Annotated in this window: 20 protein-coding genes; 7 read left to right on the forward strand and 13 right to left on the reverse strand. The window is 66.9% G+C overall.

All coding sequences use genetic code 11. The features are described from left to right. Positions 1-40: 40 nt before the first annotated feature. The 4 genes from GBZ48_RS04660 to yajC form a co-directional block, all read right to left on the reverse strand. Complete coding sequence (locus GBZ48_RS04660; RefSeq protein ID WP_174469939.1) at positions 41-418, reverse strand: Mth938-like domain-containing protein; 378 nt, start codon at positions 416-418, stop codon at positions 41-43. Between the two features lie 30 nt (positions 419-448). Beyond that, positions 449-1,405 (reverse strand): protein translocase subunit SecF, encoded by a 957-nt coding sequence (gene secF, locus GBZ48_RS04665; protein WP_174469940.1) that lies wholly within the window; start codon positions 1,403-1,405, stop codon positions 449-451. Positions 1,406-1,416: 11 nt separating this feature from the next. Next, entirely contained in the window at positions 1,417-3,015 is a 1,599-nt protein-coding gene (gene secD / locus GBZ48_RS04670; protein ID WP_174469941.1) for a protein translocase subunit SecD, read from the reverse strand. A gap of 125 nt (positions 3,016-3,140) precedes the next feature. After that, positions 3,141-3,566 carry a preprotein translocase subunit YajC gene (gene yajC, locus GBZ48_RS04675; protein ID WP_174469942.1) on the reverse strand — a complete coding sequence of 142 codons (426 nt, stop codon included), beginning with the start codon at positions 3,564-3,566 and terminating at the stop codon, positions 3,141-3,143. 225 nt (positions 3,567-3,791) lie between these two features. Between yajC and GBZ48_RS04680 the strand changes: the two genes are divergently transcribed. Then, positions 3,792-4,685: an ATP-binding protein gene (locus tag GBZ48_RS04680; protein ID WP_174469943.1), complete on the forward strand. Its 894-nt coding sequence runs from the start codon at positions 3,792-3,794 to the stop codon at positions 4,683-4,685. Here GBZ48_RS04680 and GBZ48_RS04685 read toward each other — a convergent pair. The 5 genes from GBZ48_RS04685 to GBZ48_RS04705 all read right to left on the reverse strand — a co-directional run bounded on the left by GBZ48_RS04685 (position 4,642) and on the right by GBZ48_RS04705 (position 9,458). Continuing rightward, positions 4,642-5,919 (reverse strand): LysM peptidoglycan-binding domain-containing M23 family metallopeptidase, encoded by a 1,278-nt coding sequence (locus GBZ48_RS04685; protein WP_174469944.1) that lies wholly within the window; start codon positions 5,917-5,919, stop codon positions 4,642-4,644. The genes GBZ48_RS04680 and GBZ48_RS04685 overlap by 44 nt on opposite strands. Then, the gene (locus tag GBZ48_RS04690) at positions 5,916-6,569 is read right to left on the reverse strand and encodes a protein-L-isoaspartate(D-aspartate) O-methyltransferase (RefSeq protein WP_174469945.1); all 654 of its coding nucleotides are present in this window, start codon (positions 6,567-6,569) and stop codon (positions 5,916-5,918) included. The genes GBZ48_RS04685 and GBZ48_RS04690 overlap by 4 nt, the downstream gene beginning before the upstream one ends. Beyond that, positions 6,566-7,348 (reverse strand): 5'/3'-nucleotidase SurE, encoded by a 783-nt coding sequence (gene surE / locus GBZ48_RS04695; RefSeq protein WP_174469946.1) that lies wholly within the window; start codon positions 7,346-7,348, stop codon positions 6,566-6,568. The genes GBZ48_RS04690 and surE overlap by 4 nt, the downstream gene beginning before the upstream one ends. Beyond that, on the reverse strand, positions 7,348-8,619 hold the full coding sequence (gene serS / locus GBZ48_RS04700; RefSeq protein ID WP_174469947.1) for a serine--tRNA ligase: 1,272 nt from the start codon (positions 8,617-8,619) through the stop codon (positions 7,348-7,350). Before serS ends, surE begins: the two co-directional genes overlap by 1 nt. Before the next feature lie 146 nt (positions 8,620-8,765). Continuing rightward, positions 8,766-9,458, reverse strand: a complete 693-nt coding sequence (locus GBZ48_RS04705; RefSeq protein ID WP_174469948.1) for a class I SAM-dependent methyltransferase — start codon at positions 9,456-9,458, stop codon at positions 8,766-8,768. A 323-nt stretch (positions 9,459-9,781) separates the two neighbouring features. On the opposite strand from GBZ48_RS04705, the gene GBZ48_RS04710 reads away from it, so the two are divergent. The 6 genes from GBZ48_RS04710 (at position 9,782) to GBZ48_RS04735 (ending at position 18,338) form a co-directional block, all read left to right on the forward strand. Then, positions 9,782-10,978 (forward strand): MFS transporter, encoded by a 1,197-nt coding sequence (locus tag GBZ48_RS04710; protein WP_174469949.1) that lies wholly within the window; start codon positions 9,782-9,784, stop codon positions 10,976-10,978. A 120-nt stretch (positions 10,979-11,098) separates the two neighbouring features. Next, positions 11,099-11,662 (forward strand): cupin domain-containing protein, encoded by a 564-nt coding sequence (locus GBZ48_RS04715; RefSeq protein WP_174469950.1) that lies wholly within the window; start codon positions 11,099-11,101, stop codon positions 11,660-11,662. 435 nt (positions 11,663-12,097) lie between these two features. Further along, on the forward strand, positions 12,098-13,381 hold the full coding sequence (locus GBZ48_RS04720) for a type III PLP-dependent enzyme (protein ID WP_174469951.1): 1,284 nt from the start codon (positions 12,098-12,100) through the stop codon (positions 13,379-13,381). 143 nt (positions 13,382-13,524) lie between these two features. Continuing rightward, complete coding sequence (locus tag GBZ48_RS04725) at positions 13,525-14,946, forward strand: homospermidine synthase (protein WP_174469952.1); 1,422 nt, start codon at positions 13,525-13,527, stop codon at positions 14,944-14,946. A 155-nt stretch (positions 14,947-15,101) separates the two neighbouring features. Continuing rightward, a complete protein-coding gene (locus GBZ48_RS04730; protein ID WP_174469953.1) occupies positions 15,102-17,501 on the forward strand; it encodes an LPS-assembly protein LptD in 2,400 nt (799 codons plus the stop codon). A gap of 111 nt (positions 17,502-17,612) precedes the next feature. Then, complete coding sequence (locus tag GBZ48_RS04735) at positions 17,613-18,338, forward strand: hypothetical protein (RefSeq protein ID WP_174469954.1); 726 nt, start codon at positions 17,613-17,615, stop codon at positions 18,336-18,338. Here the strand turns inward: GBZ48_RS04735 and GBZ48_RS04740 are convergent. The 4 genes from GBZ48_RS04740 to GBZ48_RS04755 all read right to left on the reverse strand — a co-directional run. Then, positions 18,329-20,365, reverse strand: coding sequence for an O-linked N-acetylglucosamine transferase, SPINDLY family protein (locus GBZ48_RS04740; protein WP_174469955.1), 2,037 nt, complete (start codon positions 20,363-20,365; stop codon positions 18,329-18,331). The genes GBZ48_RS04735 and GBZ48_RS04740 overlap by 10 nt on opposite strands. Positions 20,366-20,376: 11 nt before the next feature. After that, complete coding sequence (locus tag GBZ48_RS04745) at positions 20,377-20,745, reverse strand: YdbL family probable chaperone protein (protein ID WP_174469956.1); 369 nt, start codon at positions 20,743-20,745, stop codon at positions 20,377-20,379. Further along, positions 20,745-20,993 (reverse strand): YnbE family lipoprotein, encoded by a 249-nt coding sequence (locus tag GBZ48_RS04750; RefSeq protein ID WP_174469957.1) that lies wholly within the window; start codon positions 20,991-20,993, stop codon positions 20,745-20,747. The genes GBZ48_RS04745 and GBZ48_RS04750 overlap by 1 nt, the downstream gene beginning before the upstream one ends. A gap of 8 nt (positions 20,994-21,001) precedes the next feature. Then, positions 21,002-22,611, reverse strand: a 1,610-nt coding sequence (locus GBZ48_RS04755) for an intermembrane phospholipid transport protein YdbH family protein (RefSeq protein ID WP_174469958.1), incomplete at its 5' end; no start/stop codon positions are given.

Genomic DNA, 22,611 nt, shown 5'->3' on the forward strand with positions numbered 1-22,611 from the left:
TTTCGGGCGCCTTTGTCGTTTCCGGTGAGGGTATTCGGATTTATACCGGCAGCATCGCCGCAGCCACCCGCCGACCTTCGGCCAACAGTACATTGTAGGTCCGGCACACCGCACGGCTGTCCATCAGCTCCACCACGATGCCCTGCTCGCGCAGGGCCAGGCGCAGGGCCTTCGGAATCATCCGCATGGTGCCACCAGTGCCGAGCAGCAGGATTTCCACCTTCGGCTCCGCCGCCAGCACCGGAGCGAAGTCCCCCACCGAAAGGGAGGCGACATCGGTCGCCTCCCACGCCAGGGTGCGGTCGGGCAGGACGATCACCGCGCCGACGCGCCACTGGCCGGAAATACAGAACTGTCCCGGACCGTAGCCGTCGATGACCTGACGGTCCGACGGAATCATCGGCATGATGTCGGCCATGCTGCCCTCTCCTTCCCCAAACGTCCGGCGTTACGGCGTGGTCGCCGGGGTGTTGCCCGCCGAAGCGGCATCGGGAGAACCGCGCCGCAGGCGGTTCTCGCCAAGGAACAGCAAGATGGGGGCGGCGATGAACACCGACGAGCTGGTCGCAAGGATAACGCCGAAGATCAGCACGATGCCGAAGTCCTGTAGCGCCTCGCCGCCGAACAGCGCCAGCGGAATGATCGACAGCAGGGTGCAGACCGAGGTGCCGACGGTACGGTTCAGCGTCTCGTTGATCGACATGTCGATCAGGTCGCGCAGCGGCATCTTCTTGTAGATGCGCAGATTCTCGCGCATGCGGTCATAAACGACGACCTTGTCGTTCACCGAGTACCCCATGACGGTCAGGATCGCCGCCACGGCCGTCAGGTTGAACTGGATGTCGGTGATGGCATAGAAGCCGACGATCTTGGTGATGTCGAGGATCAGCGTCACCACCGCGCCGAAGCCGAACTGCCATTCGAAGCGGAACCAGATGTAGACCAGCATCGCCAGCATGGCGAGGCCCAGCGCCAGCATGCCGTTGGCGAACAGCTCGCCGCTGACCGACGCGCCGACCGCTTCGACACGGCGGACCTGGGTGCCGGGAATGGACTGCGCCAGCGTGTTGCGCACCTTGTCGGCGGCGGCCTGCTGGGCGGCGTCGTCGCCGGGCTGCCGCTCGAGACGGATCAGCACGTCCTGCGGCGACCCGAACTCCTGCAACGCCACCTGCCCCATGCCGAGGCCGGACAGCGTATGGCGGAGCGAAGCGAAATCGGCGGCCTGCGGCGTGCGGGCTTCGATGACGATGCCGCCACGGAAGTCGATGCCGTAATTCAGGCCGGGATGGAAGAACAGGACGATGGACGCGATGGACAGGATCGCCGACACGACGAGGCCGGCGATGCGGCCGTTCATGAAGGGGATCTTGGTGTTGTCGGGGACGAGGCGGAGATGGAACATCGGAAGACCTCTCAGACCGGCAACACGGCCGGACGCGTCCGGCGCAGCCACGTCACCATCATCAGGCGCACAAGCACCGTGGCGGTGAACATGGAGATGAGGATGCCGAAGGTGATGGTGACGGCGAAGCCCTTGATCGTGCCGGTGCCGAAGACGAACAGCAGCGCCATCTTGATGGCCGTCGTCAGGTTGCTGTCGACGATGGTGCTGTAGGCGCGGCTGAAGCCGGCTTCCATCGAGGCGAAGACCCCACGGCCCTTCTTCGTCTCCTCGCGGATGCGCTCGTTGATCAGGATGTTGGCGTCGACCGCCAGACCCAGCGACAGCAGCACGCCGGCAATGCCGGGCAACGTCAGGGTGGCGTGCAGCAGCGACAGCGCCGCGAGCGTCAGCACGAGGTTGACGAACAGCGCCGAGCAGGCGAAGGCGCCGAATAGCCCGTAGCTGGCGATCATATAGACGCAGACCATCACGAAGCCGACGACGACAGCGGTCAGGCCGGCGCGGATGGAATCGGCGCCAAGGTCGGGGCCGACGGTACGTTCCTCGATCACCTTCAGCGGAGCCGGCAACGCGCCGGCGCGCAGCAGGACGGCAAGGTCGTTGGCATTGGCGGCGGTGAAGTTGCCGCTGATCTGGCCGCGGCCGCCGGTGATCGGCTCGCGGATGACCGGGGCGCTGATGACCTTGTTGTCGAGCACGATGGCGAAGGGCCGGCCGACATTCTGCTTGGTCACCTCGGCGAACCGGTTGGCGCCGGCGGTGTTGAACTCGAAGTTCACCACCCATTCTCCGGTCTGCGGGTTGGTGCCGGCCGACGCGTTCTGCAGCGTGGCGCCGTCGACCTCGACCTTCTTGCGGATGACGTATTTGGACTGGTAGCGATCACCCTCGGTCGACGGCAGGATCTCCGACCCCGGAGGGGCGCGACCGCTGCTGGGATCGGCGTTCACGTCGACCAAGCGGAAGGTCATCTTGGCGGTGGTGCCGAGCAGCCGTTTGATGCGGTCGGGATCCTCGACGCCGGGCAACTGGACCAGGATGCGGTCGTTGCCCTGGCGGGCGATGGTCGGCTCGTTCACCCCGGTCTCGTCGATGCGGCGGCGGACGATCTCGATCGACTGTTCGATGGCCTGGGTGGCGCGGTCGCGCAGGGCGACCTCGCTCAGCGCCACGGTCACCGTGCCGCCATTGACGGTCACGTCGAGGTCCGGCTGCCCACCGCCCAGAGCCGTGCGGCCCACCGGGCTGGAGAGCTGGCGCAGGGCTTTCACGGCCTCCTCGGCCTGGGCCGGGTCGCGCAGTTGGACGGTCACGGCGCGCTCGCCGGCGTTCAGCGCGGTGTAGCCGACATTGGCGGTGCGCAGCTGCTGCCGCGCGCCGTCCACCAGACCTTCCACGCGGTCGCGGATGACGGTGGCCATGTCGACTTCAAGCAACAGATGCGATCCGCCGCGCAGGTCGAGACCCAGCGACACCCGGGTGTTGGCGTACCAGGACGGCAGCGCCGCCAGCGTGTCGCGGCCCATGAAGTTGGGCAGCATCAGGATGAACCCGGCGATGCAGGTCGCCAGGATCAGGTAAATCTTCCAGCGCGAAAAATAGAGCATGCGTCACTCGAATCCGATCAGACACCCGGTCCGGGCGACCGGCCCCCCCCGTCGGTGGGGCGACCGGCCGGGCCGGACGGGAAGCGCCTTCGGGCCGACCCGTGGAAGAGGGGCCCGGCTGCGGCTTACTTGCGGCCGAACAGCTTGCCGATCCCGCCGGCGGCGGTGGTGTCGGCCGGCTTGGTCTCGCCATCGGCGACCGGAGCGGCATCGCCGCCGGACTTTCCGGCCGGCTCGGTCTTGGCGAGAACCAGATTGACGGTCGAACGCAGGCAGCGCACGCGCACGTTCTCTGCGATCTCGACGGTGATCTCGTCGTCGGTGCCGACCTTGGTGACGATGCCGATGATGCCGCCGCCGGTCACGACGCGGTCGCCACGGCGGATGGCCGACAGCATCGCCTTATGCTCCTTCATCTTCTTCTGCTGCGGACGGATCAGCAGGAAGTAGAAGACGACGAAGATCAGGATCAGCGGCGCGAACTGGACGAGCATGTCACCGCCGCCGCCAGCCGGGGCCGCCGTCTGTGCATAAGCCGTCGAAACGAACATCTGGAAGCTCCTTACAGGTTTGGTCTCGGCACCGGATCGGCGTTCCGCCGGGACGCCGCGACTATAGCCGCCCATGACCGGGATGCAATGGTGATGCGCCACAATCCGCGGGCGCACCACAGCTTGTGTGCTTGCCTTGCTGTGTTACCGTGCGAAGGCGTCGGAAAGATGGCTGCGCGGTCACCCACTTTCCATGGAACATCCAGAAAAAATTTCCGGAAAATTATGTCGCACTCAATCAAAAGCCCTGGCGAAAAGTCCGGTGCCGATCAGGCGCTCGTCCCCTTGCTGACCCGCATCGCAGAGGCGCTGGAACGTCTCGCCCCGCCCCCGGAACGGCCGCTGGACTTCGGTGCGGCGGACGCCTTCGTCTGGCATCCCGATCCAGACCGTCTGGAAGGGGTTCCCGTGGTCAACCGCGTCGACATCATGCTTCTTCAGGGCATTGAGCGGCAGCGGGAGATCCTGCTGGATAACACCCGCCGTTTCGCCGCCGGCCTGCCGGCCAACAACGCCCTGCTGTGGGGAGCCCGCGGCACCGGCAAAAGCTCGCTGGTCAAGGCCGCCCATGCCGCCATCTGCGCGGAGCGGCCGGGCGAACTGGCGCTGGTAGAAATCCACCGCGAAGACATCCCCACCCTGCCCCGCCTGCTGACCCGGCTGAAGGGCGAGGCGCGCCGCTTCATCCTGTTCTGCGACGACCTGTCCTTCGACCATGACGACGCCCATTACAAGTCGCTGAAGGCGGTGCTGGACGGCGGCATCGAGGGGCGGCCGGACAATGTGGTGTTCTACGCCACCTCGAACCGCCGGCACCTGATGCCGCGCGACATGATCGAGAACGAGCGGTCGACCGCCATCAACCCGGCGGAAGCGGTTGAGGAGAAGGTGTCGCTGTCGGACCGCTTCGGATTGTGGCTGGGCTTCCACAACTGCGACCAGGACACCTATTTCGCGATGATCGACGGCTATGTCCGCCATTTCGGCCTGGAAATCCCGGAAGACCGGCTGCGCGCCGAGGCCGTCGAATGGTCGGTCACGCGCGGAAGCCGGTCGGGCCGGGTCGCCTGGCAGTTCATCCAGGACTTGGCTGGCCGCCTCGGGAAGCCCCTTCGCTGACCTTGCGGTCCATCTGGTCGCTCGGGTCGACGGCCTGGCTGCCCTTGCGCAGCTCGAAATGCAGCTGGGGCGAGGACACGCCGCCGGTCTGGCCGACCCGGGCGATCACCTGTCCCCGCTTCACCGAAGCGCCGCGCTCCACCTCGATCTTGTCGAGGTGGGCGTAGGCGGTGATCCAGCCGTCGGAATGCTTCAGCAGCAGCAGGTTGCCGAAGCCGCGCAGTTCATTGCCGGCATAGGCGACCACGCCGTTGTCGGCGGCGAACACGGCGGTCCCCTTCGCGGCAGCAATGTTCAGCCCATCATTGTGCAGACCATCCGGCTTTGGCCCGTAGCCGGAAATCAGCTTGCCCTTCACCGGCCACAGGAAGCGGGCGCCACCGCGCGGCGGTGGGGCGCCGACCTCGGCCTTCGGTTCCGGCTTCGGCGGCGGTGCAGCGGCGGCAACCTCCTGCTGCGGAGCGGCGGCAGGAGGAGCGGGTTGAGCGGCTGGTGCCGGAATCGGCGTGGCCGCCGGCTTGCTGCCGGGCGGACGCAGCATGGTCGGCGCCTGGCCCGGCTGATAGGCGGTGTCGCCGGCTGCGGCAGGGGGCGCTGCGGCCGGTTCCGGCACGGCTCCCGGCTTGGACGGCGGCGGCAGCGGCGTTGCGGCAATTCCGCCGGAGGATACGGAGCCGGATGAGGACGCGCCGGGCGGCGGAAGCTCGGCCGCCTGCACCGACCCGCGACCGGCGGGCGAGCCCTGCGGCGTCAGCGGCACGGCACCGCCGGAGGCGTTCCCAGAGGCGATCATGGTCCCGCCGCTGTCATTGCTGCCCGGCAGGCGCAGGGGCTGGCCGACCTGCACCGCATAGGGCGGGGTCAGGTTGTTCAGCCGGCTCAGTTCGCTGACGTCGACATTGTGCATCCGGGAGATGCTGTAGAGGCTGTCGCCCTTCTGCACGATGTACTGGCGCGAGGTCGGCAGCACCAGCCGTTGCCCGACTTCCAGCCGGTAGGGCGGAGCCAGTTTGTTCGCCTCGATCAGGTCGCGCAGCGGCACATTGTAGCGGCGCGACAGGCTGTAAGCGCTGTCGCCTTTCTGCACGCTGATGGCGCCGCCGGCCGAATCCGGCACCTCGGAAACCGTGGTGAAGGGGGCAAGCCCCCCCACCCGCTCGCAGGCGCCAAGCGCCAGCACGGCGGTGGACAGGACCAGAGCGGGCAGGACGCGCTTGGAAAATGCGGGTTTCATGCGGAACAGACCGATTGCGGCGGGTCGGACAGCAGCGGAACGAAACGGACGGGCCACAGGTCCTCCCGGATAAGGCCAGCTTCGGAGCGCCGGAAACGCACGACCCTCTGGTCGCGGTGATCGGTCCCCAACGGAATGACCAAGACACCACCAATGGCGAGTTGATCCGTCAAGTCTTTTGGCGGCTCCGGCCCACCGGCGGCTGTGACCAGTATACGGGCGAAGGGCGCCTGCTCCGGCCAACCCCGCGTCCCGTCGCCGAGCCGCGTGGTAATATTGCCGATGTCGAGCGTCCTGAACCGCCCCTCGGCCTCACGCAGAAGCGGTTTCAGCCGCTCTATGGTGAAGACCCGGCGGCAGAGCCGCGACAGCACCGCCGCCTGATATCCGGAGCCGGTTCCGACCTCCAGGACAAGATGTCGCGGGAGCAGCTCCAGCGCCTGGGTCATCAGGCCGACCACCAGCGGCTGGCTGATGGTCTGGCCCAGATCGATCGGCAGCGCCGTGTCCTCCCACGCCCGGTCCTGGAAGGCCTCCGGGACGAACAGCTCGCGCGGGATCCGCTCGATGGCCGCCAACACTCGTGTGTCGGTGACGCCGGCCCCGCGAAGGGCCATCAGCAAGCGGATCTTGCGCGGGTTGTATGTCACACGAAGGCCTGCCTCAACGTCTGCAACGTCGGCGTATGGGTGAGGTCGAGATAGACGGGTGTCACCGAGATGCCGCCGTTGAAGACGACATGGATGTCGGTGTCGTCCGCCACGTCGGCTTCGCCGCGCAGCGTGCCGATCCAGATGTAGGGCTTGCCGCGTGGGTCGACACGCTCGAACAGCTCGTCGCCGATCTTGCGCTTGCCGTGGCGCACCACCTGGATGCCGGTCACCTCCGCGGCCGGGCGGGCCGGGAAGTTGACGTTCAGCAGCACGTTCTTCGGCCAGGCCACCGTCACCGCCTTGCGCACCACGTCGGCGCCATGGGCGGCGGCGGCGGACCAGTCGATCGGCTGGCCCGGCTCGTAATGCTGGCTCATGGCGATGGCCGGCACGTTCAGCAGGGTCGCCTCCATCGCCGCGGCGATGGTGCCGGAATAGGTCACATCCTCGCCGATGTTGGAGCCCTGGTTGACGCCGGACAGAACCAGCGTCGGACGGGCGTCCTTCATCACATGGTTGACCGCCAGCAGCACGCAGTCGGTCGGCGTGCCGTCGACGGTGAAGCGGCGTTCATCCAGCTTGCGCAGGCGCAGCGGCCGGTTGATGGTCAGCGAATGGCTGGCCGCCGACTGCTCCATCTCCGGCGCCACGACCCAGACGTCGTCGGACAGTTCGCGCGCGATGGCTTCCAGGACCTTCAATCCCTGGGCATGGATGCCGTCGTCGTTGGTGACGAGGATCCGGGTCCGGGACAGGTCGAGCGGCAGGTCGAACATCAGATGGAAATCCTCTCCACTCCGCGCATGTAGGGACGGAGCGCTTCAGGAACCAGGATCGAACCGTCGGGCTGCTGGTAATTCTCCAGAACCGCGATCAGGCAGCGCCCGACCGCCACACCCGATCCATTGAGGGTGTGCACGAATTGAGTTTGCTTCTCGCCCTTGGCCCGGCAACGGGCTTTCATCCGCCGGGCCTGGAAATCGCCGCAGTTGGAAATGCTGGAGATCTCGCGGTAGGCGTTCTGGCCCGGAAGCCATACCTCGACGTCATAGGTCTTGCGCGATGAGAAGCCCATGTCGCCGGTGCACAGCACGATGGTGCGGTAGGGCAGGCCCAGCCGCTCCAGGATCGTCTCGGCGCAGCGGGTCATGCGCTGATGCTCGTCCTCCGACTGTTCCGGCGCGGTGATGGCGACCATCTCCACCTTCCAGAACTGGTGCTGGCGGATCATGCCGCGGGTGTCGCGCCCGGCCGATCCGGCTTCCGCCCGGAAGCAGGGGGTCAGTGCGGTGTAGCGCAGCGGCAATTCCTCCGACGCCACGATCTGGTCGTTGACCAGATTGGTCAGCGGCACCTCGCTGGTCGGGATCAGGTAATGATCGGACGAGGTGGTCTTGAACAGATCCTCCTCGAATTTCGGCAACTGGCCGGTGCCGAACAGGGCGGTGTCGCGCACCATCAGCGGCGGGGCGATCTCGGTGAAGCCGTGCTCCGACGTGTGGATGTCCAGCATGAAGTCGGCGAGCGCGCGTTCAAGACGGGCCAGCCCGCCCTTCAGCACGGTGAAGCGGGCGCCGGACATGCGGGCCGCCGCCTCGAAGTCCATCAGGCCCAGCGCCTCGCCCAGCTCGTAATGCTGTTTGGGGTTGGCGATGTCGGCCGGCGTGCCCCAGCGGCGGACCTCGACGTTGGCGGTCTCGTCCGGGCCGTCCGGCACGTCGTCGGCCGGGATGTTGGGGATCCCCGCCAGGATGGCGTCGAGTTCGGCGCCGAGCGCGCGTTCCTCCTCCTCCACCTGGGGCAGGCGGTCCTTCAGGATCGCCATCTCGTCCAGAATCGGCTGGGCATCGCGCCCCTCGCGCTTGGCGAGGCCGATTTCCTTTGCCGCCTCGTTCCGGCGGGCCTGCATCTCCTGCATCTGGGTCTGCGCGGCGCGGCGGCGGCTGTCGAGGTCGAGCACGGAGGACGACATCGGCGCCAGTCCCCGGCGGCCAAGGCCGTGGTCGAAGGCTTCGGGATTCTCACGGATGGCGCGAAGGTCGTGCATGGCTCGAACAATCAACGAATTGTGTGGGGCACTGGTTATACGGCGCGACCCCGCCAAGGTCCAGTGCAAGGCCGTAGCGCCGGTCGGTACGGATGGAGTCGGCCATCGTCGGTGCCCCCGATGATGCCGTGCATCGGGTGCTCTGCTCAGGCAGCCGGCTTGGTCAGCACGGCGACGGACTGTCCCAGGGCATGGCCGCCCCAGCGCGGGTCATGGGAATCGACGAAGGCGACCTGCGGACACCCCAGATGTGCAGCCCAGCGTGAGATCGCATTGCGCTCGATGAAAACATTCAGGTGCGGCAGAACCGACTGCCGACGGGCCGCGACCGTGTCGGTAAAGATCGTCCAGTGGTTCGGATCGGCGAATTCCAGAAACGAGAAGATGATGCGACCGCCCGGCTTTGCGGCACGCACCAGATCCGTCAGGTAAAGGTAGGAATCCTCGTGCCTGAGATGGGTGAAGACGCTGAAGGCGCAACAGATGTCGGCAAAAGCGTCGGGCACAGGGATTGACAGCCCATGATTCAGAAGGAAGCGGTAGTGTGGCGGAGCCTTCGAGGCGGCAAAACGAAGGAGGTCGTCAACAACGTCCACCCCAAGATATTCGATTTCCCACTTCTGCGAAAGCGCCGTGGACAGTCGACCGCTGCCGCATCCAAAATCGAAAACGGACATACCGTTCGCCAGACCATGCTGCTCCAGTACCAGACATTCGATATGACCGAAAATCTCGTAAGCGCCACCGACCGCCTTGCTCATCGCTACGTCGATGGGCTCAACGCTCTTCAAGGCCGCAACCAGCTTCTCGTAATCATCGACGAAATATTCTTTTTTCATTACCGGTCTCGACAAAAGGAGAGAAATCGATCGGACTACGACTACCGCAGCCACGAGGTCAGAACCGTTTCCGACGGACCATAGAACGGAAATCAAATCTTGAGAAGTCGCGAAACAGCCAAGTATCGGCTGGCCCCGATTCCGCCCGGGCAATCCGGATCTGGGACCGGATGTCGTCGGATTGCGTCCAGAGCATGACGGGCAAGACTTTGGGGGCTTGGACAATTTTTCCCTCGGCGCACACTGTCCGCCGGCCGTTCGCATGGGAGCGTGGCGAATCTTCTAAAGCGCAGCAGATTTTTTGGCAGTGAGGGATTGTGGCAGTGCAGGATAATGAATCGCCCGCTTACCTGGTGTCGGGCACGCCGGCCTACCGGCGCGCCAGCCGCATCCTGTTCGTCGCCGGCTTCTCCACCTTCGCCACGCTCTACTGCGTCCAGCCGCTGCTGCCCGACTTCGTACGCGAGTTCGGGGTGACGCCGGCGGAATCGAGCCTGTCGCTCTCCCTGACCACCGGCATCCTGGCTGTGGCGCTGCTGGTGGCCGGTGCCATTTCCGACGGCATCGGCCGCAAGCCGGTGATGGTCGCGGCATTGCTCGGCGCCGGCATCCTCGGGATCGTCGGCGCGCTGATGCCGGGCTGGCATGGCTTCCTGGCGGTGCGGGCGCTGGAGGGTCTGGCGCTGAGCGGCCTGCCCGCCGTGGCGATGGCATACGTCTCCGAAGAGGTCGATCCGAAATCGGCCGGCGTCGCCATGGGACTCTATATTGGCGGTACGGCCATTGGTGGCATGTCGGGCCGGGTTCTGACCGCCGTCCTCACCGATCTCGGCAGCTGGCGGCTGGCGGTCGGGGTGGTCGGTGCGCTGGCTGTTGCAGCCGCTGTCACGGTCTGGTTCGCCCTGCCCCCGTCGCGGCACTTCGTCCGCCGCGCCGCCGGGCTGGCGGCCCTGGTGCGGGCTTGGCGCGGACTGCTGACCGATCCGTCTCTGCTCGGGCTCTTCTCGCTCGGCTTCCTGCTGATGGGCGGCTTCGTCACCGTCTTCAACTATATCGGTTTCCGGCTGAGCGAGCCGCCGTTCGAACTGCGCCCGGCCGTCGTCGGCGCGGTGTTCCTGGTCTATAGCTTCGGCGTCGTCAGCTCTCCGCTGTTCGGAGGCTGGTCGGGCCGATTTGGGTCGAACCGCACGCTGGCGGCGGCGGTGGCCCTGATGGTGGCCGGGCTGGCGCTGATGGAGATCGACGGTCTGTTCGCCATCGCCTTCGGCATCGCCCTGTTCACCTTCGCCTTCTTCGGCGCCCACTCCATCGTTTCGGCCTGGATCGGTCGCCGCGCCGCGGTGGCGCGCGGCCAAGCCTCCTCCATCTATCTGTTCTGCTATTACCTGGGCTCGACGCTCGCCGGGACGCTCGGCGGGCTGTTCTGGCATGGCTATGGCTGGACCGGGGTGGCCGCCTTCGTCGGTCTTCTGCTGGCGGTCGCGGTGGGGGTGACGGTCGGCCTGCAACGCAGCCGCTGACTGTCGAGCTGCGGTACAGCCGCCAATGCGCGGCGAACAGTCGCGGCTGCGATTCGGCGTATTGCGCTGCGCCTGTCGGCACTTCACGTTGTGCCTGTCCATTCGGCAGGAGTGCGCGCGGTGAGCGATCTGACCGTATATCTGGAGAGCGATGCCCGCCGGCCGGAACTCCGAACGTCCGATGCGGCCCTGATCACGGCTCACCTCGCCCATGCAGGCATTCTCTACGAACGCTGGAGCGCCGATACCCTCCTTCCCGCCGATAGCGATGCGGATGCCGTGCTGCACGCCTATGCCGTCCCCATCGAGCGGCTGAAGCGGGCGCGCCGTTTCCTCACGGCGGATGTCGTCCGCGTCACCCCACAGACGGACGGCATCGCCGCCCTGCGTGCCAAGTTCCTGGACGAACACACCCATGACGAGGACGAGGCGCGCTTCTTCGTCGAGGGTACCGGTGCCTTCTATATCCACCTGAAGGCTCGCGTCTTCCGTGTGGTGTGCGAAGCCGGCGACCTGCTGAGCATTCCCGCCGGCACGCCGCACTGGTTCGACATGGGGCCGAAGCCGTGCTTCACCACGATCCGTTTCTTCGGCCGCCCCGACGGTTGGGTAGCCACCCTGACCGGCGACGCCATCGCCGCGCGCTTCCCGCCATTCGAGCCGGAAGCTGCGCAGGCAGCCTGAATCCGCCCTATTCCCGCCTCAAAAAATTCACTTGAATCACGGGCGGAAAAGCGTAAATCAATCGGCACGACGCACCCGCACGTGCCTATGGCCCTCTGTGGTTATGCTACGACGTACCGCGTCCTTTTTGGCAGAACCGACCATTCCAGTGGGTCGGTCCCGAGAGGGAGGTCAGTATGTACGCTGCCCACGGTGGGGCTGTGAGACGGTAGCCCTTTAGCCGGTAAACGACGCGCTGTTGCCTGGAGCTTCACAGCCCGGGGCCGCTGCTCGCACCGGCTTTTTCCGTCTCCCCCTTCCCAAATCCGATCAATCGCCGATTCCGCTGCGCCACCTGCGCCCGCTCCTGTGCTGGCCGGTTCGTGACGCGGTTGGGGATTGCCGTCTGCTCACCGGACCGGCCTGCACGCCGCCGTCCGGGGATAGGAGTGCGCCATGGGTTTCCTGCGTTCCCGTTCCGCCGTCACCCCGCTCCGCCGCGTCGGCCTGAACGACAGCAGCGCCGTTTCCCTGTCCACCGGCCGCCGCTCGACCGTGGCGCAGGCCGTTGCCCTGCACCGCCCGGAAGAGCCGATGCACTGCATCCGTCCCGGCGTTCTGGCCGACACCGCCGACAGCTTCCTGAGAGCATTCGCCGGTGCGACCGATGCGGTCGCCCGTGGCGGCGACGTGCTCTATGCCGTGAAGTGCAACCCCGAGCCGGCGGTGCTGCGCGCCCTGTGGGCCGGCGGCGTGCGCCATTTCGACGTCGCCTCCCCCGGTGAGATCCGCCTGATCCGTCAGATGTTCCCGGACGCCGTCCTGCATTACATGCACCCGGTCAAGGGCCGTCAGGCGATCCGCAACGCCTATCACCAGTATGGCGTCCGCGACTTCGTCCTCGACAGCCGGGAAGAGCTGGACAAAATCATGGAGGAGACGGACGGCGCCGCCGACCTCGGCCTCGTCGTTCGGCTGTCGCTGCCGAAGGGCAACGCCGTCTACGACCTGTCCGGCAAGTTCGGCGCCGCCATCACCGATGCGGTGGAGCTGCTCCGCGCCGCCCGCGCTGCGGCGGCGAAGGTCGGGCTGTCCTTCCATGTCGGCTCGCAGATGCTCGACCCGTCGGCCTATGAGCGCGCCATCGCGCTGGCCGGCTATGTCATCGCCGAGAGCGGCGTCGACCTCGACGTCCTGGATGTCGGCGGCGGCTTCCCGGTGTCCTATCCGGGCGTCACCCCGCCGCCGCTCGGCGACTTCATGGCCGCCATCGCCCGCGGCGTCGCCGCCATCGACCTGCCGGCGCATTGCCGCCTGTGGTGCGAGCCCGGCCGCGCGCTGGTCGCCCCCGGCGTCTCGCTGGTCGTTCAGGTGGTGAAGCGGCGCGGCGGCGAGCTGTTCATCAATGACGGCGTCTATGGCGCTCTGTCGGACGCCGGCGTGCCCGGCTTCCGCTTCCCGGCGCGGCTGATCCGTCCGTTCGAGGCGATGACCGATGCAGAGGATGAGGCCTTCAGCTTCTACGGCCCGACCTGCGACAGCGCCGACAAGATGGCCGGCCCCTTCCACCTGCCGGCCGACGTGAAGGCCGGCGACTGGATCGAGTTGGGGCAGCTCGGCGCCTATGGCTCCTGCCTGCGCACGGCCTTCAACGGTTTCGACCAGGCGCGCGTCGTCGAGGTGTCGGACGCCCCCCTGCTCGCCACTCCCGGTTACGAGCTTCGCTCCTGCGCGGCCTGAACGCAAAGCCGGTTTCTGTGGATAAAGCGTAAAGACATCCGTAACATTCAGTCGCCCGGCGCGTCCCGTTTCCGCTTCTCAGAAGTGGGCGGGAGCGCCGGCTTATGTCGTCGGCCTAAACTACCTCGGGGAGACAAAAAATCATGGCCCTGGACACGAAGCTCTGCACGTTCACAGGCCGCATGGTCATCGTTGGATTCGGTTCGATTGGCCAGGGTGTCTTGCCGCTGCTTCTCCGTCACATCGACGGACTTACGGCCGACCGAATCACCATCGTCACCGCCGAGGAGCGCGGGCGCGAGGAAGCGGAGCTTTACGGCGTCGCCTTCCACAACAACCCGCTCGACAACGACAATTTCTTCCAGATTCTGAAGCCGCTGATCGACAAGGGCGATTTCCTGGTCAACCTGTCGGTCGACGTCTCGTCGCTTGCGTTGATCGAGTTCTGCCAGCGGGTCGGCGCCTTCTACACCGACACCTGCACCGAACCGTGGGCGGGCGGCTACACCGATTCCAGCCTGTCGCCGTCGCTGCGCTCCAACTATGCGCTGCGCGAATCGGCGCTGGCGCTGCGCGGCCGTTACGAGGGCGGCCCGACCGCGTTGATCACCCATGGGGCGAATCCGGGTCTGGTGTCGCATTTCGTCAAGCAGGCGCTGCTGAACATCGCCGCCGACACCGGCGTGGAAACCGATGTCCCGACCGACCGCGACGGCTGGGGCCGGCTGGCGCAGAGGCTTGGCATCAAAACCATCCATGTGGCCGAGCGCGACACCCAGGTGTCGAACCAGCCCAAGCAGATCGGCGAGTTCGTCAACACCTGGTCGATCGACGGCTTCGTCAGCGAAGGCTGCCAGCCGGCCGAGCTGGGCTGGGGCACGCACGAGAAGGACTTGCCGCCCGACGGCCGCCGGCACGAATTCGGCTGCGACGCCGCCATCTACCTGATGCGCCCCGGCGCGGCGACGCGCGTGCGCACCTGGACCCCGCTGGAGGGGCCGTTCCACGGCTTCCTCATCACCCACAGCGAGGCGATCTCGATCTCCGACTATTTCACGGTGCGCGACGGCGACCGCGTCGTCTACCGGCCGACCTGCCACTATGCCTATCACCCCTGCGACGATGGGGTGATGTCGCTGCACGAGCTGGCCGGCAAGAATTATAACATGCAAGCCGAGCAGCGGCTGATGATGCATGAGATCACCGGTGGCATGGACGAGTTGGGAGTCCTGCTGATGGGTCATCCCAAGGGCGCCTACTGGTACGGCTCGCGGCTGGACATCGACACGGCGCGCTCGCTCGCGCCCTACAACAACGCCACCTCGATGCAGGTGACCTCCACCGTTCTCGGCGGCATCGTCTGGACGCTGGAGAACCCGAATCGGGGGTTGGTGGAACCGGACGAGGTCGACTTCCGCCGGGTGCTGGACATCGCCACCCCCTATCTCGGCGAGGTTGTCGGCGCCTATGGCGACTGGACTCCTCTGCAGGACCGCAATGTCTTGTTCCCGGAAGACATCGACGAAGACGATCCCTGGCAGTTCAAGAACTTCCGGGTGAATTGAGAGACGCTGGATGAAGCACCGCAGCCCCCGAAGCCGGTTCCGGCGCGGCGGCTGCGGCAGCGCTGCCACAGGGGGCACGGCGACACGGTGACATTGCCCGCGGAAGGGTCTTGAAACCGTTGACTTGGGCTTTCGCTTCCCCCAATCGTTCCGACATGCCCAAGCACGTCTCCCGGCGCGCCCGCGCCAAAGCTCCGACCGTCGCCAACCCCATCCTGCGCTCCGGCATCGTCGGGCTGATGGTGGCGTGTGGGGTCGCCGCCGTGGATCTGGCCCTTCCGGATTCGGCCAATGCCCAGACGCCGGCCAAGCAGGCGCTGACGCCGAAGCCGACCCCCAAGCCGGCCGATGGACCGCTTCCGGGCAGCAAGCCCGCCGCTCCGGCCGCCCAGGCCGGCGCGAGCGGCACCGAATCGAAGCAGGACCCCGTTCTGCTGACGGCCGATCAGGTCACCTTCGACGAGGTGAACAGCGTCGTCACCGCCAGCGGCAATGTCGAGCTGGCCCAGGGCAAGCGCAGCGTCCGCGCCGACAAGATCACCTACAACCAGAAGACCAAGGTCGTAACCGCCACCGGCAAGATCCGGCTGGTGGAGCCGTCAGGCGACATCGTCTTCGCCGATTACGCCGAACTGACCGACGATCTGAAGGACGTGTTCATCGAGAACATCCGCGTCCTGATGACCGACAACGGCCGCATGGCAGGCAATGAGGGTGAGCGGCGCGAGGGCCGTCTGACGCGCGTCAGCCGCGGCGTCTACAGCCCTTGCGACCTGTGCAAGGAAGACCCGACCCGTCCGCCGCTGTGGCAGATCCGCGCCGTGCGCATCGTGCACGACAACGAGGAGCACGAAGTCCGCTATCGCGACGCGACGATGGAGATCTTCGGCATCCCGGTCGCCTACACGCCCTATCTGTCGCACCCCGATCCGTCCGTCGACCGCAAGAGCGGCTTCCTGACGCCGTCTTTCGGCAACAACTCCAATCTCGGGGCGATCCTCAAGACCCACTATTACTGGGACATCGCGCCGGACCAGGACGCCACCTTCGACCTGCATTACTACTCGCAGCAGGGGCCGCTGCTGGGCGGCCAGTACCGCAAGCGGTTCGAGAGCGGCCGACTGGAGCTGGAAGGCGCCATCACCCGCGGCGACGTCGCCAACACCACCATCGTGCCGAAGGAAACGCGCACCCGTGGCTATGTCGCGGCGCGCGGCCTGTTCGACATCGACGAGACGTGGCGCGCCGGCTTCGACATCAAGCGGGCCAGCGACCCGACCTTCCTGCGGCGCTATTACGATTTCCGCGAGGATTACCTGACCAGCAAGGCCTTCGTCGAAGGCTTCCACGGCCGGAACTATGCGGCGATCACCGGCTACAGCTTCCAGGACATGCGGTACGGGAACCCGATCCCGGAGCCAGTTACCCTGCCCTATGCGCAGTACAACGCGCTGGGCGAGCCGGGCAGCCTGTTGGGGGGCCGCTGGTCGTTCGATACGAGCCTGCTGGCGGTATCGCGCTTCAAGAATGCCGGTCCCGACACCCAGCGCATCATGGTTCAGCCGGGGTGGGAGCGCAATATCGTCTCCAACGCTGGCTTCGTCACCACCCTGTCGGGCAGCGTGCTTGTCGCCGGCTATACCGCGCAGCAGTTCAACTACAACGACCCGACGGTCCGCGGCGAAGACAACATCAGCCGCTTCCGCTTCTTCCCGCAGGGGCAGGCCACCGTCCGCTATCCGTTCGTCCGCTATGGCGAAAGCTCGTCACAACTGGTTGAGCCCATCGGTCAGCTGACCTTCGCGCCGAAGCTGCCGAACGGCCGCCTCTTCCCGAACGAAGACAGCCTGGACGTCGAATTCGACGATGTGAACCTGCTGCAGCCCAACCGCTTCACCGGCATCGACCGCCTGGACGATGGCATGCGCTTCACCTACGGCTTGCGCGGAGCGATCTACGGCTACACCCAGGGGTCGGCCAGCCTGTTCCTGGGCCAGAGCATTCGCATGAGTGACAGCAGCGCCGGTTTCTCCGGCGATTCGGGACTGGAGGAACGGGTGTCCGATTATGTCGGCCGCCTGGATCTGCAGCCCGCCGACTGGCTGGACGTCAATTACGGCTTCCGCGTCGATCACGAGACCTTCCGTCCGCGCCGCCACTCGCTGAACGCCTCGGCCGGTGTTCCGCTGCTGCGTCTGTCGACCTCCTACACCTATGTCGACCAGACGACCTCCCGCACCGCGGTCACCCGCAACCGGGTGGAGCAGGCGAACTTCGGCGTTTCGTCGCAGTTCACCGATCGCTGGAACATCGGCATCGCCCACACCCAGGCAATGGAGCCGCAGCCAGGCCCGCGCTCCAGCCTTGCCGTGCTGACCTATGGCGACGAGTGCCTGCTGTTCCAGACCATCGCCCGTCGCGACTACACGATCAGCACCACCGGCGAGAAGGACGGCAACACCATCTTCTTCCGTCTGGTCTTTAAGAATGTCGGCGAGTTCAAGAGCCCGGGCATCAATGCCGGCTTCCTGGGCGGCGGGTCGGCCAACCAGTAATCGCTTTTCCCCGGGAAAAGACGGCACAAACCAATGGCCAGGGGGTTGCATCCCCTGGCCGTTGCCTTTAGCCATTGAGGTCCGACGAGACAGCCCGCCACGACCGAAATCATGACCCTGGGACGTTACGACTACGAAAGACGGTACCGCAAACGCATGCGGGCCGGCGTGATCAAGTTCATGCTGCTGGCGGCACTCGTGCTGGGGGTCGGGCTTTTCTCCTACCAGATGGGAATCGAGCAGCTGAAGGGCCGCGACGTGACCCTGCGCGAGGAGATCGCCACACTGTCGCGCCAAAAGGCGGAGCTGGAACTGCTGGCCAGCCAGATGCAGCATGCCGCCCGCACCGCCGAGGCGCGCGCAGCGGAACTGGAAGGCCGCCTTCAGCGCGAGGTACCGACCGGCGATCTCGCCAAGCTGAGCCAGCTGGTGGGGGAGCGGCTGAAAAGCGGGCTTGACGCCAACCGCCTCGCCTTCGTCATCTCGCAGGCCCAGGTGCCACGCAACTGCCAGCCGACCGACACCAAGCGCTTTACGCTGAGCACTCCGCTGCTGAAGGGCGGTGCGCGCGGCGTGACCTTCGGCAACGGCACCGTCACCGTCACCGGCGAGGGGCAATCGGCGCACAACCCGCAAGGCAACGCCGAAAGCTGGTTCGATCCGGGCCAGCCGGTGACGATCCGCATCACCGGCATGGGCGGCAAGGGCACCACGGTCAGCGGCGTTCTGCCTCTGCACCAGTCGCTGGTGGTCGACAACAGCGAATACCGCTTCACCATCGCCGCGGCCCAGCGCTCCTTCGTCGAGGTGACCGCCGACCGCTGCGCCTACCCCTGAGGCGGAACGGCGAATCCGCGCGGCGGCTCTCCCGCCGCGTGGATGTCCCACATGGTTGTAAAAGCTGCTTCGATGGAATGGGCGAACCGGTCGGTGTCGAACAGGGGAGCGGTGGCGCAGGCCTGCTCCAGCCGCAGCTTCAGAGCGGCCAGCTCGGCAGGCTCCCCCGCCAGCCGCTGCGCCGTCGCCTCATAGGCGTCCCAATCCGCCACCGCCAGTTCCGGCAAACCGACCGCGTGCAGCAAGCTGGCGGCAACCCGCCCGGCAAAGGACCGGCCGGGAACGGTCAGCACCGGCAGCCCGGCCCACAGCGCATCGCTCGCCGTGGTGTGGGCGCCGACCGGGGCCGAATCGAGGAACAGGTCGGCCAGCCGGTGGCGCGCCAGATGCGCCGGTCCCGGAAGGCGCGGCGCGAAGATCAGGCGTTCCGGCGCGACACCGCGCTCCGCAGCCGCACCCTGCAAATTGGCAGCGACCTCGGCCGGCCCGTCCAGCAACCACAGGACCGATCCCGGCACGCGTTGCAAAATCCGGCACCAGCGACCGAACAGCTCCGGCCCGATCTTGTAGGACGCATTGAAGGCGCAGAAAACTACGGCCTCGGCCGGCAGCCCGCAGTCGGTGCGGCCCGGTGTCGGCCCGATGGCACGGTGCCGGTCGTTCGGCTGGTAGCTGTCGGGCAGATGGACGATGCGCTCGCTGTAGAAACGCTGGTGATTGGCAGGCGCCACCACCGGGTCGGCGATGACGTAGTCGATGGTCGTACTGCCCAGCGTGCCCGGATAGCCGAGCCACTGCGCCTGCACCGGTGCCGGCCGGTATGCGGCGATGCCCGGGCGGGCGTTCTGGGTGTGGCCTTTCAGATCGACCAGAATGTCGATGCCCGCCGCATGGATCAGCCGGGCCGCCGCCTCGTCGGTCAGGGCCGACAGGTCGAGAAGGCGGTCGAAACCGGCGACCAGCCGCTTGCGCAGCGGCCCGCCGTCGTCGGGGCCGTAGGAACAGCCGATGATTTCGAAGCGGTCGCGGTTGTGCCGTTCGATCAGCTCGGCGATCAGCACCGCGGTGGCGTGCTCATGGAAATCGGCGGAGAGATAGCCGATCCGCAGCTTTGCTCCGCGGTCGGTGCGCTTCGGGAAGCCGGGCCGGACGCCCCGCGTCTTCCAGCCGGAATAGCGCTCGGCACAGGCACGCTCCAGCGCCGGCCCCGCTCCCTCCCCCAGGAAGATCCAGGGGTGAGACTGCTGCGTCCGCCCCTCCCGCACCAGATCCACCAGCCGGGTGGACAGAGCCCGCAGCCCATCCCAGCGGCAGAGATGGCGATGTTGCTGTACCAGCTGCGCCAGAACGCCACCGGCATCGGGCAAGCCGATGCGTAGCGCGCGGTCGAAACCGACGATGCTTGCCGTCGCATCCTCCGCCGGACCGCCGCGCTGCCCGCGCTCCTTCAACGCAAGGGCAAGGTTGGCTTGTCCCTCCGCCAGATCGGGCAGCAAACACAGACAGACACGGAAACCGGCAGCGGCCCGGTCCAGATCGCCGCGGTCGCGGTGCAGGGCGGCCAGGGCCAGCCGGGCCGGCACCAGCGCGTGATCAAGCTCCAACGCCCGGCGTAGCGCTGCTTCCGCCTCATCCAGACGGCCAAGCTCGCGCAGGAGGACACCCTGGTTGCACGGTGCCGGGGCGAAGCCGGGCATCAGCCGCGCGGCTTCGCCATAGGCTGCCGCAGCCTCCGCCGCACGGCCGAATGCCTGCAGGGCCACGCCCCAATTGTAATGGTTGCCGCCGAAATCGGGGAGCCAATCCAGCGCCTTGCGGTGATGCGCCTCCGCCTCCGCAAGGCGGCCCTGACGCCGCAACGCCTCGCCAAGGTTGGAGCGGGCGACCGCCTCCTCCGGCGTGCCGGCCTGCCCCAGCGTGTCGAGTGCCGCGAACAGGGCCGACAGCAACGCCGCGTCGCCCGCTTTGCCGGCAAGGTGGCGGCGCAGGTCGGCGATGGCGCCCTTGCCAGTCTCCTTTCCAACCATGGGCAACGAGGTCACTTGCGCTGCCACTCGCCCGCGGCGGTCATCACGAACTGTCCCGCGGGGGTGCGCTCGATCAACTGCTGGCCGGCAACCGCCTGGACCTTGTCCAGCGCCGTGCCGTTGCCCTTGGCGATCTCCTGATAGCGGGCCAGGCGCTGGGCGTTCACCTGCTGCGCCAAAGCCTGGGCGGAGGCGGGGGCGCCCGGAACCACGCCGACCATCCCGTCCGGGCGCTCACCCAGCTGACCGGCGGCCTTGGCGGCGGCCAGCGCATCCTGGGCCAGCGCCAGTTGCGGCATCGCGACCGCCAGCAGTCCGGCGGCCAGGGTGGAGAGGGCGAGCCGGTTGAAATACCGGCGGCTGATGGGGCTTCTCGTCATCACTTCTTCCCCTTCGTCGAAGAAGGCGCGGTGTCGGTGGGAAGACCGAACAGGGCGGGGTCGTTGCGGATCGCGTCGTCGACGTCGCGCTCCAGTTTGACCCGCACCTCCTGCTCGATCCTGACGTTCAGGTTGATCTCGATGGGCTTGTCCGGCGCTTCGATCTTCACCGTCGGGGCGCAGGCGGCAACGGAGGCGGAGATCAGCAGGGCAGCCGTCAGGCCTGCGTGGGAAAGTCTGGTAACCATGGTGGCGATCAGTGGTCCTTCTGGTCGGAGCCGGTCATCCGCTCCCGCAATGTGTCGGGAATCCGGTAGACGTCGAGGTTCTGGCGCAGAATCCGGTCGAGCGCGCCGGACAGCTTAAGGTTAAGCGCAACCGGATAGCCATCGTAGAATGACGGGTTGGCCCCGCGCAGGGAGAAGCCGGCGCTGAGTTCGCCGCCGGCCTGCCCGTCGATGGTGATCCGCAGGGTTTCGTAATGGAAGTCGGTCAGGGCGCCCATCAGCATGGCGGTTGGGCTGCCTTCTTCCCCCTTCAGGCCGGATGGCGGCTGGGCGGGGTCGTAACGCAGCGTTCCGGGCCCCGCTGATTCGAGGACACCGCCGTTTAAGGTGACCGTGTCGCCGGCAAGGACCACGGGAAGGGTCCCGGCCAGCTTGCCGCTTGCCTCCAGGCCATCCACGGCAATCAGTTCCAGAAGCTTTGCGGCATCGATGCCGGCGGCATGCAGGGTGACCGTCCCCTTCGGCTTGTCGGGCGACAGTTCGAACGGGTCGGCATGGAGCGTGCCGCCGGCCCAGCGCCACTCCGCCCGGTCGACATCAAGACGCCCGTCACGGCCATAACCGAACAGCAGCGTCCCGTCGGTCAGCGGAATGCCGACATCCAGCAGGCCGATGGATAGCTTCTGCCCGACCGGGATCACCGATGGCGACAGGCTGGACAGGGCGACCGTACCGCTGACACCGGCGACCGTCACCGGACCGGCGGCGCCGGCCAATCCCTTGACCACCGCTTGGCCGGCCGTGGTCAGGCCCTTTGGGGTCAGGGAAAGCGTCGCCTTGCCCGAGAGCGTGCCGGATGCTTTCTCCAGGAAGGTGGCGCCCAACGGCGAGACGACGGCGAGGCCGGGTCCGTTCTCGGCCAAGTGGATCGGCTTCGCCACCGCCTCCAACCGTCCGGTACCGGCGATCTGGTCATAGGTGCCGTTCAGACTGACCGCGAGAAGACCGTTTGCGCCCTTGGCGGTACCGTCGATGGTCCACGGACCCTCCCCCACCTGAACCGCCTGCATGGTGACGGCCAGCGGAACGACGGGTGCCGGCTTGGCTGTGTTGGTCAACCGTGCGACGGTGGCATCCGCCCGCCGTCCGGTGCCCTCCTGTCCCAGCCGCAGCACGACCTGCTCGGCCCCCAGACTGCTCGTCGGCACGTCGAGCCGCGGCGCTTGCAGTTCTGCCGCGACGGTCATGGAGTCGGGCGCCCAGCGCAGAAGCTCACCCTTCTGCACGGCGCACAGCGTCGCTCCCTGTGGCAGGTCGAGACGCTGGCCGGAAACCGTCAGACCTTCCGCCTTGGCCGGCAGACAGCCGTCGGGGGTGACGGTCACGGCGCCGCCATCCGTCCCGACCACCAGCGCGCCGGACAGGATCAGCCGGCCCGACATCGGCAAATCCAGCGCCATGGCCGCTGCTTCGAGCGGGCCGCTGTCGCCGGTGATCTCCAGCCGTAGCCCCTGCCATCCGTCGGCGATGCGCAGTCCGGTGACGGTCACCGCGGCACCGGTGAAGCCGGTCCCGCGCAGCGCTTCGGTCGCGGTGGCGCCGATCAGCGCCGGTCCGGCCAGGATCACCCCGCCCAGCC

This window comes from Azospirillum melinis (genome assembly GCF_013340935.1).
Classification (GTDB): Bacteria; Pseudomonadota; Alphaproteobacteria; order Azospirillales; family Azospirillaceae; genus Azospirillum; species Azospirillum melinis.

Excerpts from the sequence above, each read along its gene's own strand:
- yajC (WP_174469942.1), bottom strand. The coding sequence starts at position 3,566 with ATGTTCGTTTCGACGGCTTATGCACAGACGGCGGCCCCGGCTGGCGGC.
- secD (WP_174469941.1), bottom strand. The coding sequence starts at position 3,015 with ATGCTCTATTTTTCGCGCTGGAAGATTTACCTGATCCTGGCGACCTGC.
- GBZ48_RS04685 (WP_174469944.1), bottom strand. The coding sequence starts at position 5,919 with ATGAAACCCGCATTTTCCAAGCGCGTCCTGCCCGCTCTGGTCCTGTCC.
- GBZ48_RS04705 (WP_174469948.1), bottom strand. The coding sequence starts at position 9,458 with ATGAAAAAAGAATATTTCGTCGATGATTACGAGAAGCTGGTTGCGGCC.
- serS (WP_174469947.1), bottom strand. The coding sequence starts at position 8,619 with ATGCACGACCTTCGCGCCATCCGTGAGAATCCCGAAGCCTTCGACCAC.
- GBZ48_RS04735 (WP_174469954.1), top strand. The coding sequence starts at position 17,613 with ATGACCCTGGGACGTTACGACTACGAAAGACGGTACCGCAAACGCATG.
- GBZ48_RS04725 (WP_174469952.1), top strand. The coding sequence starts at position 13,525 with ATGGCCCTGGACACGAAGCTCTGCACGTTCACAGGCCGCATGGTCATC.
- secF (WP_174469940.1), bottom strand. The coding sequence starts at position 1,405 with ATGTTCCATCTCCGCCTCGTCCCCGACAACACCAAGATCCCCTTCATG.
- GBZ48_RS04740 (WP_174469955.1), bottom strand. The coding sequence starts at position 20,365 with ATGGTTGGAAAGGAGACTGGCAAGGGCGCCATCGCCGACCTGCGCCGC.
- GBZ48_RS04660 (WP_174469939.1), bottom strand. The coding sequence starts at position 418 with ATGGCCGACATCATGCCGATGATTCCGTCGGACCGTCAGGTCATCGAC.
- GBZ48_RS04750 (WP_174469957.1), bottom strand. The coding sequence starts at position 20,993 with ATGGTTACCAGACTTTCCCACGCAGGCCTGACGGCTGCCCTGCTGATC.
- GBZ48_RS04730 (WP_174469953.1), top strand. The coding sequence starts at position 15,102 with ATGCCCAAGCACGTCTCCCGGCGCGCCCGCGCCAAAGCTCCGACCGTC.
- GBZ48_RS04720 (WP_174469951.1), top strand. The coding sequence starts at position 12,098 with ATGGGTTTCCTGCGTTCCCGTTCCGCCGTCACCCCGCTCCGCCGCGTC.
- surE (WP_174469946.1), bottom strand. The coding sequence starts at position 7,348 with ATGTTCGACCTGCCGCTCGACCTGTCCCGGACCCGGATCCTCGTCACC.
- GBZ48_RS04745 (WP_174469956.1), bottom strand. The coding sequence starts at position 20,745 with ATGACGAGAAGCCCCATCAGCCGCCGGTATTTCAACCGGCTCGCCCTC.
- GBZ48_RS04680 (WP_174469943.1), top strand. The coding sequence starts at position 3,792 with ATGTCGCACTCAATCAAAAGCCCTGGCGAAAAGTCCGGTGCCGATCAG.